This is a genomic window from Neomegalonema sp., assembly GCF_028688855.1.
Classification (GTDB): domain Bacteria; phylum Pseudomonadota; class Alphaproteobacteria; order Rhodobacterales; family Rhodobacteraceae; genus Neomegalonema.
Window position 1 is genome coordinate 8,633 of record NZ_JAQTXI010000016.1, and the last position, 15,081, is coordinate 23,713.

Below are 15,081 nucleotides of genomic sequence, written 5' to 3' on the forward strand. Positions count from 1 at the left end.
GCCGCTGGAGGCGCGGATCGACGCGGCCTTGTCGCGGATGGCCTGCCATGGCTCGGTGCGGGCCGGGCGGGCGCTGACCCTCGCCGAGATGAACGCGCTCCTGCGCGAGATGGAGGCCACGCCGGGCTCCAATGTCTGCAACCACGGCCGCCCGACGGCCGTCAGGCTGGGTCAGGCGGATCTGGAGAAGATGTTCGGGCGACGGTGAGCGCAATCCGAAAACTCGGCAGAGTTTTCGGATAAATTGCGCGCCCCCCAAAAACCAGCGCAATCCGAAAGCTCGGCAGAGTTTTCGGATAAATTGCGCGACCAGATCAAGAATCAGCCTTCACTCGGCGTATTGGGCGCGGATCTCCTGCCGCAGCAGGTCGATGGGCACGAGCCGCCCGTCGCGGCGGGTGCGCCAGTAGGTCCAGCCGTTGCAGCTCGTCGTCCCGAGGGCCTCGGCGGCCACGCGGTGAATCGAGCCCACCAGCTCGCGGCCCGCCAGATCCGCCACCCGCAGACTGCCGTCCGCATGGACCTTGGCGTAGACGCGGCCGTCCGGCGAGACGAGATCCGCGCCGGGCTCCAGCATGCGGCGCTCGATCAGGGCGCCGAAAGGCACGCGCGGCTCCTTGCGCTTCGAGGGCGCTCCGCGCACCACGCCCGGATCATAAGGCTGGATGGCGTCGATGCGCGCGCGGGCGAGGCGGATGTAGTCCGGCTCGCGCTCCAGCCCGATGAAGCGCCGCCCCAGACGACGCGCCGCCGCGCCCGTGGTGCCGCTGCCGAAGAAGGGATCCAGCACCACGTCGCCGGGCTCGGTGGTGGCGAGCAGCACGCGGCGCAACAGAGCCTCGGGCTTCTGGGTGGGGTGAGCCTTGTCGCCCTCCTCGTTCTTGAGGCGCTCCTCGCCCGCGCAGATCGGGATCAGCCAGTCGGAGCGCATCTGAAGATCCTCGTTGAGGGACTTCATGGCCTCGTAATTGAACTGATAGCTCTTCTGGTTCTCGGACTTGACGCACCAGAGCAAGGTCTCGTGGGCGTTGGTGAAGCGACGGCCCTTGAAGTTCGGCATGGGGTTGGACTTGCGCCAGATGATGTCGTTCATCACCCAATAGCCGAGGTCCTGGAGGATCGCGCCCACCCGGAAGATGTTGTGATAGCTGCCGATCACCCAGAGCGCGCCGTCGTCCTTGAGCAGCCGTCGCGCCGCCGCGAGCCAGTCGCGGGTGAAGCGGTCATAGGCGCCGAAGCTGTCGAAGCGGTCCCAGTCGTCGGTGACGGCGTCCACGCGGCTGTCGTCGGGGCGGCGCAGCTCGCCGCGCAGTTGAAGATTATACGGCGGATCGGCGAAGATCAGATCCACCGAACGCTCCGGAAGGGCGTTCATGGCCGCGATGCAGTCGCCGGAGATGATCTGGTCGAGAGGCAAAGGCGCGGCCGCGGCCGCCGCGCGGGACGCCCGGGTCGCGCCGCGCCGGATCTTGCTTGGGGCCGTCATTGTGATTCGCTGCTCCCTCAGGGATTTACGCGAATCTTGATTCAACGAATCATCGAGGTCAAGCGAAAATCGAATCGGCGCCTGGATCGCGCGGACTCGAAAGCCGATTCGAGTCAAACGGGAATCATCTGTGCGACAGGTTTGTAACTGCGGCGATGATGCGCGGTCGGGCCGTATTTCGTCAAAGCCGCGCGGTGAATCGGCGCGCCATAGCCCTTGTTGCGCTCCCAGCCATATTCGGGATGCAGCCTCGCCAGATCCCGCATGACCTGGTCCCGCGTGGTCTTGGCGAGGATGGAGGCCGCCGCTATGGCCTCCTCCAGATCATCGCCGCCCACGATGGCTTCGGCGGGCGCGGGCAGGCCTTGAGGCAGGCGGTTTCCGTCGATCAGGATGCAGGCCAGAGGCTGATCCCGCCCCATGGCCGCGCCCAGAGCCTCCACCGCCCGGCGCATGGCCAGCATGCTCGCCTGAAGCGGGTTCAGGGCGTCCACCTCGGCGGCGCTGGCCTCGGCGACGGCCCAGAACAGCGCCTTCGCGCGGATCTCCTCGGCGAGGGCCTCGCGACGGGCTTCGCTCAGCTTCTTGGAATCGCGCAGGCCCCGGGGCCGCAAGGCCGGGTCCGGCGAGAGCGCGACCGCTCCCGCCATGAGCGGTCCCGCCCAGGGGCCGCGTCCGGCCTCGTCCACGCCGCAGACGAGGCCGCCGCTCCGCGCCCAAAAGGCTTCGCGCAGGTTCGGAAGGCTTTGGGACATGTCAGACCGTCAGCAGCAGATATTCGCGCTCCCAGGGCGAGATGACGCGCATGTACTCGTTGTACTCCGCGCGCTTGACCCGGGCGTAGAGGTCGCAGAACTCCGGCCCGAGCACCTCGCGCAGCTCCGGAGTCTCCTCGAAGAGGCTGACCGCCTCCAGAAGCCCGTGCGGAAGCTCGTGCTGACCGGAATAGGCGTTGCCCTCCAGCATGGGGCGGGCCTCGACCTTGTCGCGGATGCCCAGATAGCCGCAGGCCAGACAGACCGCCAGAGCCAGATAGGGATTGGCGTCGGCGCCCACCACGCGGGTCTCGACGCGCCGCGCCTCCGGCCCCGAGATCGGCACGCGCAGACCCGCCGTGCGGTTGTCCTCGCCCCATTCGAGATTCACCGGAGCCGCCATGTCGGGCGTCAGGCGGCGATAGGAATTGACGTAAGGCGCGAAGACGCAGCCCGTCGCCGCGAGGAATTTCTGTTGTCCGCCGATGAACTGATAGAACTCCGGCGTCGGATCGCCCTTTTCGTCGGTGAAGATGTTGCGGCCTTCGGCGTCCACCACGCTCTGATGGATGTGCATCGCCGAGCCGGGCTGGCCCTCCATGGGCTTGGCCATGAAGGTGGCGTAGCAGTCATGGCGCAGGGCCGCCTCGCGGATGGTCCGCTTGAACATGAAGACCTGATCGGCGAGGTCCATCGGATCGCCATGGATCAGGTTCATCTCGATCTGACCGGCGCCGGCCTCCTGGATCACGGTGTCGATCTCGAGGCCCTGAGCCTCGGCGTAGTCGTAGATATGCTCGATCACCGAGTCGTATTCGTCCACCGCCGAGATCGAATAGGCCTGGTTGCCCATCCCCTGACGCCCCGTGCGCCCGATGGGCGGCTCGAGGGGGTAATCGGGATCGGTGTTGCGCTTGGTGAGGTAGAACTCCAGCTCGGGCGCCACGACCGGCTTCCAGCCCCGTTCGGCGTAGAGCCGCAGCACCCGCCGCAGCACCTCGCGGGGGGCGAAGGGCACCGCGACGCCCTTCTTGTCCACGAGGTCGTGAATCACCTGGACCGAGGGCTCCAGCGCCCAGGGCACCGCGCGCATGGTCGAGAGGTCGGGGATCAGCCGCAGGTCGTGCTCGGCCCAGACGCCCTGGTCCTCGAACTCCACATACATCCCGGTGATCGTCTGGAAGAAGATCGAGACCGGCATGTAGATCGCCTTCATCTCGGCGAATTTCGAGCAGGGCATGGCCTTGCCGCGCGGCACGCCGCCGAAATCCGGCGCGACGCACTCCACTTCCTCGATGCGATGATCCCGCAGCCAGAGCCGCGCCTCCTCCACGTCGTAGGGGCGATTTTCGGGCGAAACGGTCAGGCTCAGTCCGCGATTGTTTCTTCTGTCCGCCATGTGGTCATCTGCGTTCGTCGCGACGCCCAGGGCGCGGGAGGCGCGAAGCGGACGCAGGCCCTCGGGCCGCGTCCCCTGAGCCGCGAAGCCTGACTATAGACGCCGAAATCCGCTTCGCCCAGAGGAAGGCGCCTCGGGAAGGCCTGCGGGCGGGCGCCCCCTCCGAAAGGGCGGGAAAGGGGCGAATCGCTTAAATTTCAGGCATACGGCCATCAATCCCGCCGCATTGCGTCAAAGACGCGCAGCTTCAGGAAGGAGACGGCTTCACATTTCCGTCTTGTGGCGGTCGCCGCATCGCGTAACCTTGGCGGCGGAGGACCATGAAAGGGGGACGCTCATGTATGACGAAATGGGACCCGCAGGGCGACCGGACGACCCGTATCGGGACATCCGCGAATGGCTGAACGCCACCGACCTCGAAACCCTCCGCCGCAAGAGCCTCGAAGCCGAGACGCTCTTCCGCAAGATCGGCATCACCTTCGCCGTCTACGGCGAGGGCGGCGACCCCGAAAGGCTGATCCCCTTCGACATCGTGCCGCGCGTCTTCAACGCCGAGGAATGGCGCAAGCTGGAGCGCGGCGTGATCCAGCGCGCCCGGGCGCTGAACATGTTCCTGCATGACGTCTATCATCGCGGCGAGATCATCCGCGCGGGCGTGGTGCCCGCCGATCTGGTCTATCGCAACGCGGCCTTCGAGCCCGCCATGATCGGCGTTGATCCTCCGCGCGGCGTCTACAGCCACATCGTGGGCATCGACATCGTGCGGGTCGGGCCGGGCGACTTCTACGTGCTCGAAGACAATTGCCGCACGCCCTCCGGCGTCTCCTACATGCTGGAGAACCGCGAGATCATGATGCGCATGTTCCCCTCGCTCTTCGCCAGGGGGCGCGTGCTGCCGGTGGACGATTATCCGACCCAGCTGCGGCGCACTCTGGCGGGAGTGCGTCCGGTCAAGTCGCAGTCGGATCCCACCATCGTCGTCCTGACGCCGGGCGCCTACAACAGCGCCTATTACGAACACAGCTTCCTCGCCGACCAGATGGGCGTCGAGCTGGTCGAGGGCCAGGACCTCTACGTCGAAGGCGGCTATGTCTGGATGCGCAGCACCGGCGGCCCCAAGCGCGTCGACGTGATCTACCGGCGCATCGACGACGACTTCCTGGATCCGCTCTGCTTCCGCCGCGACTCCATGCTGGGCGTGCCGGGGCTGATGGACGTCTACCGCTCGGGCGGGGTGTCGCTGGCTTCGGCGCCGGGCTCGGGGGTGGCCGACGACAAGGCCGTCTACACCTATGTCCCCGACATGATCCGCTTCTATCTCGGCGAGACTCCGGCGCTCAACAACGTGCCGACCTTCAAATGCGCCGATCCCTCCGACCTGAAATACGTTCTGGAGAACCTGCACGAACTGGTGGTCAAGGAGGTCCACGGCTCGGGCGGCTACGGGATGCTCGTCGGACCCAAGGCCACCCAGGCCGAACGCGAGGCCTACGCCGAGCGCCTCAAGGCCGATCCGGCCGACTTCATCGCCCAACCCACCCTCGCGCTCTCGACCACCCCCACCCTCGTGGAGGAGGGCGTGGCGCCGCGTCACGTCGATCTGAGGCCCTATGCGCTGGTCGGCGACGAGGTCCGGCTGGTTCCCGGAGGATTGACGCGCGTGGCCATGCGCCAAGGCTCGCTGGTGGTGAACTCCAGCCAGGGCGGCGGCGTGAAGGACACCTGGGTTCTGGCCGAATAAGGGAGCGACGCCGATGCTCAGCCGCACCGCTGAAAACCTCTACTGGATGACGCGCTACGTCGAGCGGGCCGAGAACATGGCCCGTCTCGTCGAGATGGGGGCGCGCATGTCGGCCCTGCCCACCTCGAGCGGACATCGCAGCGAATGGGAGTCGGTGCTCTCGGCCGCCTCCGCCGCCGACAGCCACGCCGCCCGCCACGCCGAGATCACCCGCGAAAGCGCGGTCGAGCACATCCTCTTCGACCGCGACAACCCGTCCAGCGTCCTCGCCAGCTTCGGCGCGGCGCGCCACAACGCCCGCGCCATGCGCACCGCCCTGACCACCGAGGCCTGGGAGGCCATCAACGACGCCTGGATCCGGCTGCGCCGCTTCAGCGCCGCCGAGGTCCAGGGAGAGCGCCTGCTCGACTTCGCAAGCTGGATGAAAAGCCGGGGCGCGCTGTTCCGGGGAGCCATCGATTCCTCCAGCCTGCGCGACGAAGGCTACGACTTCATGCGCCTCGGCTTCTTCATCGAGCGCGCCAACAACACCGCCCGCATCCTCGACGTGAAATACTACCTCCTGCTGCCGGCCACGGAGCAGGTGGGCGGCGGGGTGGACCACTATCAGTGGACCACCGTGCTGCGGGCGACCTCTTCGCTGCGGTCCTATCACTGGGTCTATCGCGGCGAATACCGGCCCGCCTACATCGCGGACTTCCTGATCCTCAACAAGCTTTCGCCGCGCTCTCTGGCGCATTGCTACGAGATGATCCTCCAGCACCTCGACCGGCTGGAGCGCAAGCACGGACGGCGCTTCCCCTGCCATGAGCTGGCTTCGGTCGCCTTCGCGCGGCTCAACAGCTGGACCATGGAGGACATCTTCCAGGAAGGCCTCCACGAATTCCTGACCGACTTCATCTCGCGCACGAACGACGTCTCGGCGGCCATCGCCGAAGCCTACTGGTATGGAGGGTGAAGCCATGCGGCTGACCATCACGCATGACGTCGAACTGCGCACGGCCCAGCCGATCCGCTCGGCGGTCTTCAGCCTGCGGCTCCAGCCGGGCGATTTCGACGGCCAGAGAATCGTCGAATGGACCATCGACGGCGGAGAGGAGGCCAAGCTCGCCGAGCCCTTCGCCAACGGCTCCGGCGACCGGATCCGCAGCCTGACCCTCGCCGGGCCGGTCGAGGCCGTGAAGATCCAGGCGCGCGGAATCGTCGAGACGCGGGATCTGGCGGGCGTGGTCAAGGGCTGGCGCGAGCGGGCCCGCCCCTCCGTCTTCCTGCGCGAGACGAAGGCCACGCGCCCCGACGCCGCGATCCGGGCTCTGGCCGAGGCCGCCGCCGAGCCCGCCAGTTCGGCGCTGGACGTCGCGCATCGGCTCAAGGCGGCCCTGCGCGAGCGCCTGATCCACGAGGAGGGCCTCCCCGAAGAGCCGGAGCTCACCGCCGCCGAGGCCCTCGGCGCCGGACGCGGAACCCTGCGCGACTTCGCCCATGTGCTGATCTCGGCGGCGCGGGCGCGGGGGCTGCCTGCGCGCCATGTGCTGGGCTACCGGCGCGAGGAGGAGGAGGCCGAAACCGCGGCGCTCCATTCCTGGGCGGAGGTCTTCGTCGAGGGCATCGGCTGGATCGGCTTCGACGCCGCCAACGATCTTTCGCCGACCGACGCCTATGTGCGGCTCTGTTCGGGGCTGGACGCCGCCGACGCCGATCCCTTCCGCTACGCCTACAAGGGCGGCGAGGGCGCGCCGGTCGTGACCACGCGCCTTCAGGTGCGGCGCGAGGAGGGATCCGGGCCTTCCGCTCCCCTGCGCGGACAAGGCCAGTTCCAGGGAATCGGCGGACAGAGCCAGAAACAGGGCTGAAGCCTGCGGCGCCCTCCCCTCCCCCGCAGAGGAGGCCGACCTGAAAAAGCCCGTCGCGAGGAGTCGCGGCGGGCTTCGTCTTGAGCGCCTCTGCCGATCAGGCCGGGCGTCACGCCTTCTTCGCGGCGGGCTTCTTCTTCGGCGCGGGGGCCTCGGCTTCCGCCTTCGCCTTCTTCTTCGGCGCGGGCTCGACGGCTTCCGCCTTGGGCTTCTTCACGGCGGCCTTCTTCTTCGGCGCAGGCTCGACGGCTTCGGCCTTCGCCTTCTTCGCGGCGGGCTTCTTCTTCGGCGCGGGCTCGACGGCTTCGGCCGTCGCCTTCTTCTTCGCGGCGGGCTTCTTCTTCAGGGGTTCGTCGCTCATGGCTTCGAGTTCGTCGATCATGCGGCTGATGACGTCGAGGCCCTTGCTCCAGAACTGCGGATCCGTCGCGTCGAGGCCGAAGGGCGCGAGAAGCTCCTTGTGGCGCTTCGAGCCTCCCGCCGAGAGCAGGTCGAAATAATCCTTCACGAACTCCTCGGCGCGGCCCTGAGCCTTGCGCTCCTCGTAGACGCCGTAGAGCGCGTTCACGAGGCCGTCGCCGAAGGCGTAGGCGTAGACGTAGAAGGGCGAGTGGATGAAATGCCCGATGTAGACCCAGAAGCTTTCATAGCCCGGCGCGAAGTCGAAGGCCGGGCCGAGGCTCTCCGCCTGCACGGCCAGCCAGATGGCGTTGAGGTCGTCGGGCGTCAGTTCGCCTTCACGGCGGGCGGCGTGGACGCGCGATTCGAATTCGTAGAAGGCGATCTGGCGGACCACCGTGTTGATCATGTCCTCCACCTTGCCCGCGAGCAGGGCCTTGCGGGTCTTCGGATCGGTCTCGGCGTCGAGCAGGGCGCGGAAGGTCAGCATCTCGCCGAAGACGCTGGCCGTCTCGGCGAGGGTCAGGGGCGTGCTGGCCATCAGGCTCCCCTGACAGCCCGCCAGGATCTGATGCACCCCATGGCCCAGCTCATGGGCGAGGGTCATGACGTCGCGGGTCTGGCCGAGGTAGTTCACCAGCACATAGGGATGCACCGAAGGCACCGTCGAATGCGCGAAGGCGCCGGGCGACTTCCCCGGACGCGCCGGAGCGTCGATCCACGGCCTGTCGAAGAAGCGGGCGGCCAGCTCGCGCATCTTCGGCGAGAAGGCCCCATAGGCGCCGAGCACGGTCTCGCGGGCTTCGTCCCAGCCGATCACGCGCTCGGGGCGGTCGGGGAGCGGGGCGTTGCGATCCCAGAACTCCAGCTTGTCGAGGCCGAGCCACCGGGCCTTCAGCGCGTAATAGCGGTGCGACACCCGCGGATAGGCCGCCGCCACGGAATCGCGCAGCGCCTGGACCACCTCGGGCTCGACGCTGTTGGAGAGATGGCGCATGGTCTGGGGCGAAGGCGCCTTGCGCCAGCGGTCCACCACCTCCTTGGACTTGGCCAGGGTGTTGGTGATCAGCGCGAAGAGCCGCAGGTTCTTCGTGAAGACCTTCCCCAGAGCCTCCGCCGCCGCCTGACGCTTCGCGCGGTCGGCGCGGGACATCAGCGTCAGGGTCTGTTCGAGGGGCAGGCTCTCGCCGTCCACCTCGTAGCGCAGATCGGCCATGGTCTCGTCGAAGAGGCGGCTCCAGGCGGAATCCCCCGCGACGCTCTGGTCATGGAGGAACTTCTCCAGATCGTCGGAGAGCTGATAGGGCCGGAAGGCCCGCACCTCCTCGATCCAGGGGCGGTAATGGCGCAGCGCGGCGCTCCGGGCGTAGAGGGCTTCGAGATCGGCGTCCGGGATGCGGTTCATCTCCAGCGTGAAGAAGACCGCCAGAGAGGAGGCGTCCGCCAGACGCGCCTGGGAATCCGCCAGGAACTTCGCCTTGGCCGTATCCGCCGTATCCGCGTAATAGCGCAGCCCCGCGAAGGAGCCGATCCGGCCCATGGTCTCGCCGGTGGCCTCGTAGCGCCGGATCGCCTGCGCGAGATCGTCGCCGGAGAGCCCCGCCACCTTGCCCTGATAATCGGCCGCGAAGGCGACGTTCTCCGCCTGGACGCGCTCGAAATCCCGGATGATCTCCGCGCAGTCGGGCGCAGCGTAGAGATCGGTCAGATCCCACTCCGGCAGGCGGCCGAGATCGCGGCGGCCCGCGACGGCTTCGGCGGAATCATGGACGGGATCAAGCATGGACATGCCTTTCGGGAAGAGGGGGTCCGGAGTGGTCTCGGGCTTCCGATATAGGGGCGGAGCCTTTCCGAAAAAAGACCGCCGCCGCAGGATCGTCAGGGTCCGGACGCGGGGTCAGCCCTCGGACTCCGGGCCGGAAGGCATCAGGGTTTCGCCGCGCAGCTTCTCCAGACGCGCGACCCGCGCTCCGCCTTCGCGCTCCAGAATCCGGGCGAGGGCGTCGGAATGGCTGACGACGAGAATCTGCGTCTCCGCCGAGGCCCGCAGGATCAGCCGTCCCAGAGGCTCGATCAGGCCGGGATGGAGGCTCGCCTCCGGCTCGTTGAGCGCGATGAACTCCGGACGGCGATAGGCGCAGAGCGCCCCCACCAGAGCCAGATAGCGCAGGACTCCGTCCGAGAGCTCCGGCGCCGAGAAGGCGCGCGGAAAGCCCGGCATGCGCATCGCCACCAGATAGCGCCCCGCCGCCTCGACGAACTCCAGCCGCGAGCCGGGAAAGGCCTCCTCGACGGCGCGGCCCACCTCGGAGCGCTCGATTCCCTGAGGCCCTTCCTTGAGGTGGATGGCCGTCGCCAGAGCCGCCGCCAGATTCACGCCGTCGGAATCCAGCGTGGGCGCGCAGACCGCCGGCTGAGGCTGGCGCAGGGGCGAATCCGCATCCGAGCGGAAGCCGTGATAGAAGCGCCAGTCCGTCAGGCGCTTCTGGAGGATGTGCAGCTCGGGAAACTGATGCGGATCGCGCAAGGTGGCCAGGGCCGTTTCGGCCATGAGCAGCGCGCCCTTGTAGCTGCGCCATGCGCCGTCCTGTTCGCGGGCGGCGATATGCGGGCCCTTGCGCTCCAGCATGACGGCGCGGCGGCCCTCCACATGGATGGAGACGCGCTCCTCCTTCACCACCGGATCCAGCGCCAGAGCCGGGTCGGTGGGGCCGGGAAGCCCGAGCATGATCTCGTATTCCAGGCTGTCCAGCCGCACCCCGAGCTTCAGCCGGGCGTCGCGGCGCGCCCTGGGCGCCTCGGGGTCGTCCGGGTCGAGGGGCGGCGCGCCCGCCCAGAGCGCCGAGGCCATGCCGCCCTCCTGCGCGAGGCGGCGGGCCAGATCGCCCACCGCCGCCGCGCGGAGCAGCTCCAGCCCGCGATAGAGGTTGGTCTTGCCCACCCCGTTCTCGCCCGTGACCACGCTCAGGCGGCCCATCGCCATGACGGCGGACCGCAGCGAGCGGTAGCCCTCGATGCGGATTTCGCGGATCACGCCGGGTCAGTCGCGACGCGTGCGCGCGGCGCCGGGCCGCGGCGGAGGCGGCGCCGAAGCCGGACGCGGCGCAGCCGATCCCCCTCCCGCTTCGGCGGGCTTTCCGGCGGGCTCGGCGGCTTCGGCCTTCGGCTCTTCGGAGGCGGGTTCGGGGTCGGCGGCTTCGGCCGGATCTCCGGCCTCCCCGGCGGCGGGCGCCGGAGCGGCGGCCTCGGCGGGGGCCGCCCTGGCCACGCCCACGAAGGCCGGACGCAGCAGACGCCCCGCGATGGTGAAGCCGGTCTGCATGGTCTGCACGATCCCGCCCGGCGGCGCGCCCGGAATCGCGGCCTCGAACATCGCCTGATGCAGGTTCGGGTCGAAGCGCACGCCCATGGAGGTGTCGATGGGCTCGATCTGGTGCTTGGCGAAGGCGGAGAGCAGTTCGGCGCGGGTCAGCTCGACGCCCTCGAAGAAGTCCCTCGCGGCGGAGCGGGTCGCCTCGTCGGCGCCGGTCACGGCGCGTTCGAGGTTGTCGTAGACGGAGAGGATGTCGCGCGCGAGGCGGGTTCCGCCGTATTTGGCGGCGTCCTCGCGGTCGCGGGCGGCGCGGCGACGGTCGTTCTCGGCCTCGGCGAGGGCGCGCAGCAGGCGGTCCTTCACGGCGGCCAGTTCGGCTTCCAGCTCGGCTTCGCGGCTCGGGGCTTCGCCCTCGGCGGCCTCATGCGCCTCCGCCCCTTCGGCGCGGACCTCCCCGGCTTCGGCCGCAGGATCCTCCGCCTTCTGCGTCGGTTGTTCATCCGCCATGAGACTCTCCTTCCCTGGAGGCGGCGCCCAAAGCCCGGCGCTCTTCGGAGGCTCCCCCGAGGGTGCGTCCGATGAGCCGCGCCGTATATTCCACGATGGGCACCACGCGCGCGTAATTGAGGCGCATCGGACCGATCACGCCGATCGCTCCGATGACCCGCCTTTCCGCGTTCATATAGGGAGATATGACCAGCGCCGAAGCCGAAAGCGAGAATAATTTCGTCTCTGATCCCAAAAACACGCGGACTCCCTGCGCATCCCGAGCCAGATCAAGAAGTTCGGCGGCGTTCTCCTGACGCTCCAGCAGGTCGAAGAGCCTGCGCGCGGCCTCCAGATCGGCGGCCGAGGCGCCGTCCTCCAGAAGATTCGAGCGCCCCCGGACGATCAGCCGCGCGCCCCTGCCCGCGCCCGCCCATTCCGCCAGCCCCGTCTCGATGAGCCGGGCGGCGGCGGCGTCGAGGGCGGCGCGGTTCTCCTCGATCCGCGAGAGCAGCAGGCCGCGCGATTCGTCCAGGGTGCCGCCGCGCAGGAAGGCGTTGAGGAAGTTGCCGGCCTCCGCCATGGCCGAGGGCGTCAGGCCGGGCGGCGGCGTGAAGAGGCGGTTCTCGACCGTCCCGTCCGCTCCGACCAGCACCAGAAGCCCGCGTTCGGGCCCGAGCCCCACCACCTCGATGTGCTTGATCGGGGCCTCGCGGGTGGGGGCGATCACCAGCCCCGCCCCGCGCGAAAGCCCCGACAGCGCCGAGCCCGCCGCGTCGAAGGCGCTGTTGAGGTCGCCCGCCGTCGGGCCGAGCGCCGCCTCGATGCGGGCCTGATCCTCCTGCGCGGGTTCGCCGAGGTCCAGAAGCGCGTCCACGAAGAGCCGCAGGCCCGCCTGAGTGGGGGCGCGCCCCGCGCTCGCATGGGGCGAGGCCAGCAGGCCCATCAGCTCCAGATCCTGCATCACGTTGCGGATGGTGGCCGGAGACAGCCGCTCGTCGAGGGCCCGCGAGAGCGTCCGCGAGCCCACGGGCTCGCCGGTGTCCAGATAGGCCTCGACCACGCGCCGGAAGATCTCCCGCGCGCGGTCGGTCATCTCGCCGAGGCTCGGCCCCGTCGGGCGCAGCCCGGAGGAGCCGGAAGGACTTCTGGAGTCGGACATGGGACGCGTCCCTTCGCCATGGCGGCTCCGACGCGGCGCAGACCGCTCAGCGCCAGGCCGAAACCATTCCGTCGTTGGTGAGGATATAGAGCGTTCCGCCCGCCACGACAGGCCCCGCGTCGGCGCCGCGGCCCAGCTTGACCTCGCCGAGCGCCTCGCCGGTCTGCGGATCCAGCGCGAAGAGCCGCCCGCTCGCCGAGGCGACCCTCAGGCGTCCGCCCGCCAGCACCGGGCCGGTCCAGCCGCCCGGGCCGAGGTCGATCTCCCAGAGCGTCGCGCCCGTGGCCCGGTCCAGAGCCCGCACGCGGCCGTCGACGCTGGTGACGTAGAGCGCGCTCCCCGCAGGCCAGGCCGGACGCTCCACCGCGAAGTCGCGCCGCCAGAGGGCCTCGCCCGTGCGGAGATTCGCCGCCACAAGGCCGCCCGCCCGCGAACCGGCGTAGACGATCTCGTCCACCACGACGGGATCCCCCGCCACCTGAGGCAGCGCCACCCCCACGCCCGCGCCGCGCGTCGCGCCCGAGGAGAGGGTCGAGACCTCCCAGCCCGGACGCCCGTCCGCCGCCATGAAGGCCGAGAGCAGGCCGGAGCTGAAGGGCGCCAGAGCCACCGGACCCGCCACCGCAGGAGAACCGCCTCCCAGAACGCTCGCGCCGCCCGAAGCGCCCTGACGACGCCAGACCACCGCGCCGTCCGCGGCGTTCAGCGCCAGGAATTCGTCGGCGCGGGTCAGCACGTAGACGCGTCCGCCCGAAACCGCCGGCGCCGAACGCACCGGCGCCCCCGTCGAGACGCGCCAGATCAGCCCGCCCGCCGCGTCGAGCGCCAGAACCTCGCCGTAGCCGGTGGCGGCGTAGATCCGGCCGCCCTCCGCCGCCAGACCGCCGCCCAGACCGCCCGAACCCCGGTCGCCCTCGCGGCGCAGCCCGACGCTCCAGAGCTCCGCGCCGGAGCCCGCGTCGAGGGCGGTCAGATTGAGGTCGGAATCAAGGGCGTAGAGCTTGCCCTCCGCGACCACCGGCGGCGCCGCCAGCCTGCCGCCCGAACCGATGGAGCGCCGCCAGGCGGGCGCCGGATCGGCGGCCAGAGCCAGATGTCCGCCCGCGCGGGCCGATCCGCCGTTGAACTGGCCCCAGTCGGCGTTGGCGGCCGCAGCCGGAGGCGCAGGCGCCCGCCCCACGATCGAGGGCGGCGCCGCCGGAGTCCGGATGGAGATGCGTTGACCCTCGAGAAGCGTCTCCTTGCTTCCGCCGAACCATCCGCCGCCGCCGCCGGAACACCCAGCGAGCAGGGCCGCCAGGGCGGCGGCCTGAAGCGTGACGCGCAAAGCGGAGGCGCTCATGGGCCTACTCCTCGAAAATCAGGGGAGCCTCAGGGCTCCGGAGCTCGCGAAACCGCGCCTCGGGCCCCGAGGGCGCGCGCGCGTTCCGTCACCTTACTCCGAAAACCATCCGGAAGGCGAGACTCGCGCGACGGAGGCCAGGAGCCTTTTCATCAGGGATGCGCGGCGCGCCCTCCCCCTTCGCCCGGACAGGATTCCGGGCCGGAGAGGCGCGGGCCGCAGGAGGCCTTCGCAGGAGGCCCTCAGGGCGCCTCGACCACGCCGAGCGCGCGGCGCATGGCCTCCACCCGCGCGGACATGCCGCCGGGCAGGTTCTCCGCCGAGGCCAGAGCCTCCAGGGTCGCGGAGGCGCCGGAGAAGTCTTCGGCGCGCATCTGGACCATGGCCTTGAGCTCGCCGGCGAAATGACGCCAGGGATTCGTCTGGGCGGTCAGGGGCTCCAGCGCGGCGAGCAGCTCCGCCGGGGGCTTCGTGTCGGCTTCGGCCATCAGCGCGCGCAGACGCGCCAGCTCGCGCCAGCCCTCGGGCAGCTGCGCGGATTGCGCGGCGGCGGAGAAGCTCGCGGCGGCGCCCGCCGGATCCTTCTCCTCCAGCAGGATCCCGCCCGCCCGCATCAGCACGATGGGCGCGGCTCCGCCGCCCTGACGGCTCAGGGCCTCCAGAGCCGCGACGCGCTCGGGACCCGGCGGCAGGGCCACGGCGGCGGCGTAGGAATCGCCGCGCGCCTCGGCGGCGAGGCGGTCGCGGTGCTTGCTCCATTCGGTCCAGGCGAACCAGAGCACGAAGAGCGTCAGGGCCAGGATCAGCCAGGGCCCGAACCGGCGCCAGACCCGATACATGCGGTCGCGCCGGAGCTCTTCGCTCACCTCATGGATGAAACTATCGCCGTCCGTGGCCATTGCGCCCTATCCTGCTTCAGAGATCCGGCGCGCCTCGCCCCATCCACTTGAAGAGGGGCTTGAGCGGCAGGATCCAGACGAGTCCGAGACAGACGTAAAGCGCCAGCTCCGCCCAGAGGGACGGACGATCCCATGCGCCGACCACAAGGGCCGCGATCAGGGAGTAAGCCGCGATATAGACCATCATCAGGATGGATCCGGCGAAGATGCGCCAACGTCTCGTCATGAGCGCCGCATATCAGGCGC

At 69.5% G+C, this 15,081-nt stretch carries 13 protein-coding genes and 1 pseudogene; 4 read left to right on the forward strand and 10 right to left on the reverse strand.

What is annotated here, in order from left to right:
- Nucleotides 1-208: pseudogene (locus PHN62_RS12340) on the forward strand (DNA mismatch repair protein MutL); the annotation flags it as partial.
- A 120-nt stretch (nt 209-328) separates the two neighbouring features.
- Here PHN62_RS12340 and PHN62_RS12345 read toward each other — a convergent pair.
- From PHN62_RS12345 to PHN62_RS12355, 3 genes are all read right to left on the reverse strand, one after another.
- Complete coding sequence (locus tag PHN62_RS12345; RefSeq protein ID WP_300151072.1) at nt 329-1,486, reverse strand: site-specific DNA-methyltransferase; 1,158 nt, start codon at nt 1,484-1,486, stop codon at nt 329-331.
- Between the two features lie 113 nt (nt 1,487-1,599).
- Nucleotides 1,600-2,241, reverse strand: coding sequence for a ribonuclease HII (locus PHN62_RS12350; protein ID WP_300151074.1), 642 nt, complete (start codon nt 2,239-2,241; stop codon nt 1,600-1,602).
- A 1-nt stretch (nt 2,242) separates the two neighbouring features.
- Nucleotides 2,243-3,640: a glutamine synthetase family protein gene (locus PHN62_RS12355; RefSeq protein WP_300151076.1), complete on the reverse strand. Its 1,398-nt coding sequence runs from the start codon at nt 3,638-3,640 to the stop codon at nt 2,243-2,245.
- A 337-nt stretch (nt 3,641-3,977) separates the two neighbouring features.
- Here PHN62_RS12355 and PHN62_RS12360 point away from each other — a divergent pair, with 337 nt between their 5' ends.
- Genes PHN62_RS12360 through PHN62_RS12370 form a run of 3 tightly spaced genes read left to right on the forward strand, consistent with a single transcriptional unit; the run spans nt 3,978 to nt 7,234 of the window.
- Entirely contained in the window at nt 3,978-5,381 is a 1,404-nt protein-coding gene (locus PHN62_RS12360) for a circularly permuted type 2 ATP-grasp protein (protein WP_300151078.1), read from the forward strand.
- Between the two features lie 13 nt (nt 5,382-5,394).
- Nucleotides 5,395-6,339, forward strand: a complete 945-nt coding sequence (locus PHN62_RS12365) for an alpha-E domain-containing protein (RefSeq protein WP_300151080.1) — start codon at nt 5,395-5,397, stop codon at nt 6,337-6,339.
- 4 nt (nt 6,340-6,343) lie between these two features.
- On the forward strand, nt 6,344-7,234 hold the full coding sequence (locus tag PHN62_RS12370; protein WP_300151082.1) for a transglutaminase family protein: 891 nt from the start codon (nt 6,344-6,346) through the stop codon (nt 7,232-7,234).
- A gap of 109 nt (nt 7,235-7,343) precedes the next feature.
- Here the strand turns inward: PHN62_RS12370 and PHN62_RS12375 are convergent, their stop codons facing one another.
- From PHN62_RS12375 to PHN62_RS12405, 7 genes are all read right to left on the reverse strand, one after another.
- Complete coding sequence (locus tag PHN62_RS12375) at nt 7,344-9,416, reverse strand: M3 family oligoendopeptidase (RefSeq protein WP_300151084.1); 2,073 nt, start codon at nt 9,414-9,416, stop codon at nt 7,344-7,346.
- Between the two features lie 114 nt (nt 9,417-9,530).
- Complete coding sequence (locus tag PHN62_RS12380) at nt 9,531-10,667, reverse strand: AAA family ATPase (protein WP_300151086.1); 1,137 nt, start codon at nt 10,665-10,667, stop codon at nt 9,531-9,533.
- Between the two features lie 6 nt (nt 10,668-10,673).
- Entirely contained in the window at nt 10,674-11,453 is a 780-nt protein-coding gene (locus PHN62_RS12385; protein ID WP_300151088.1) for a nucleotide exchange factor GrpE, read from the reverse strand.
- The gene (gene hrcA / locus PHN62_RS12390) at nt 11,443-12,594 is read right to left on the reverse strand and encodes a heat-inducible transcriptional repressor HrcA (protein WP_300151090.1); all 1,152 of its coding nucleotides are present in this window, start codon (nt 12,592-12,594) and stop codon (nt 11,443-11,445) included. Before hrcA ends, PHN62_RS12385 begins: the two co-directional genes overlap by 11 nt.
- 46 nt (nt 12,595-12,640) lie before the next feature.
- Nucleotides 12,641-13,936 (reverse strand): PQQ-binding-like beta-propeller repeat protein, encoded by a 1,296-nt coding sequence (locus PHN62_RS12395; protein WP_300151092.1) that lies wholly within the window; start codon nt 13,934-13,936, stop codon nt 12,641-12,643.
- Nucleotides 13,937-14,178: 242 nt separating this feature from the next.
- A complete protein-coding gene (locus PHN62_RS12400) occupies nt 14,179-14,835 on the reverse strand; it encodes a hypothetical protein (protein ID WP_300151094.1) in 657 nt (218 codons plus the stop codon).
- A gap of 16 nt (nt 14,836-14,851) precedes the next feature.
- Complete coding sequence (locus tag PHN62_RS12405; RefSeq protein ID WP_300151096.1) at nt 14,852-15,061, reverse strand: DUF2842 domain-containing protein; 210 nt, start codon at nt 15,059-15,061, stop codon at nt 14,852-14,854.
- Nucleotides 15,062-15,081 lie beyond the last annotated feature (20 nt).

Excerpts from the sequence above, each read along its gene's own strand:
- hrcA (WP_300151090.1), bottom strand. The coding sequence starts at position 12,594 with ATGTCCGACTCCAGAAGTCCTTCCGGCTCCTCCGGGCTGCGCCCGACG.
- PHN62_RS12345 (WP_300151072.1), bottom strand. The coding sequence starts at position 1,486 with ATGACGGCCCCAAGCAAGATCCGGCGCGGCGCGACCCGGGCGTCCCGC.
- PHN62_RS12365 (WP_300151080.1), top strand. The coding sequence starts at position 5,395 with ATGCTCAGCCGCACCGCTGAAAACCTCTACTGGATGACGCGCTACGTC.
- PHN62_RS12400 (WP_300151094.1), bottom strand. The coding sequence starts at position 14,835 with ATGGCCACGGACGGCGATAGTTTCATCCATGAGGTGAGCGAAGAGCTC.
- PHN62_RS12375 (WP_300151084.1), bottom strand. The coding sequence starts at position 9,416 with ATGCTTGATCCCGTCCATGATTCCGCCGAAGCCGTCGCGGGCCGCCGC.
- PHN62_RS12385 (WP_300151088.1), bottom strand. The coding sequence starts at position 11,453 with ATGGCGGATGAACAACCGACGCAGAAGGCGGAGGATCCTGCGGCCGAA.
- PHN62_RS12350 (WP_300151074.1), bottom strand. The coding sequence starts at position 2,241 with ATGTCCCAAAGCCTTCCGAACCTGCGCGAAGCCTTTTGGGCGCGGAGC.
- PHN62_RS12355 (WP_300151076.1), bottom strand. The coding sequence starts at position 3,640 with ATGGCGGACAGAAGAAACAATCGCGGACTGAGCCTGACCGTTTCGCCC.
- PHN62_RS12360 (WP_300151078.1), top strand. The coding sequence starts at position 3,978 with ATGTATGACGAAATGGGACCCGCAGGGCGACCGGACGACCCGTATCGG.
- PHN62_RS12405 (WP_300151096.1), bottom strand. The coding sequence starts at position 15,061 with ATGACGAGACGTTGGCGCATCTTCGCCGGATCCATCCTGATGATGGTC.
- PHN62_RS12395 (WP_300151092.1), bottom strand. The coding sequence starts at position 13,936 with ATGAGCGCCTCCGCTTTGCGCGTCACGCTTCAGGCCGCCGCCCTGGCG.
- PHN62_RS12370 (WP_300151082.1), top strand. The coding sequence starts at position 6,344 with ATGCGGCTGACCATCACGCATGACGTCGAACTGCGCACGGCCCAGCCG.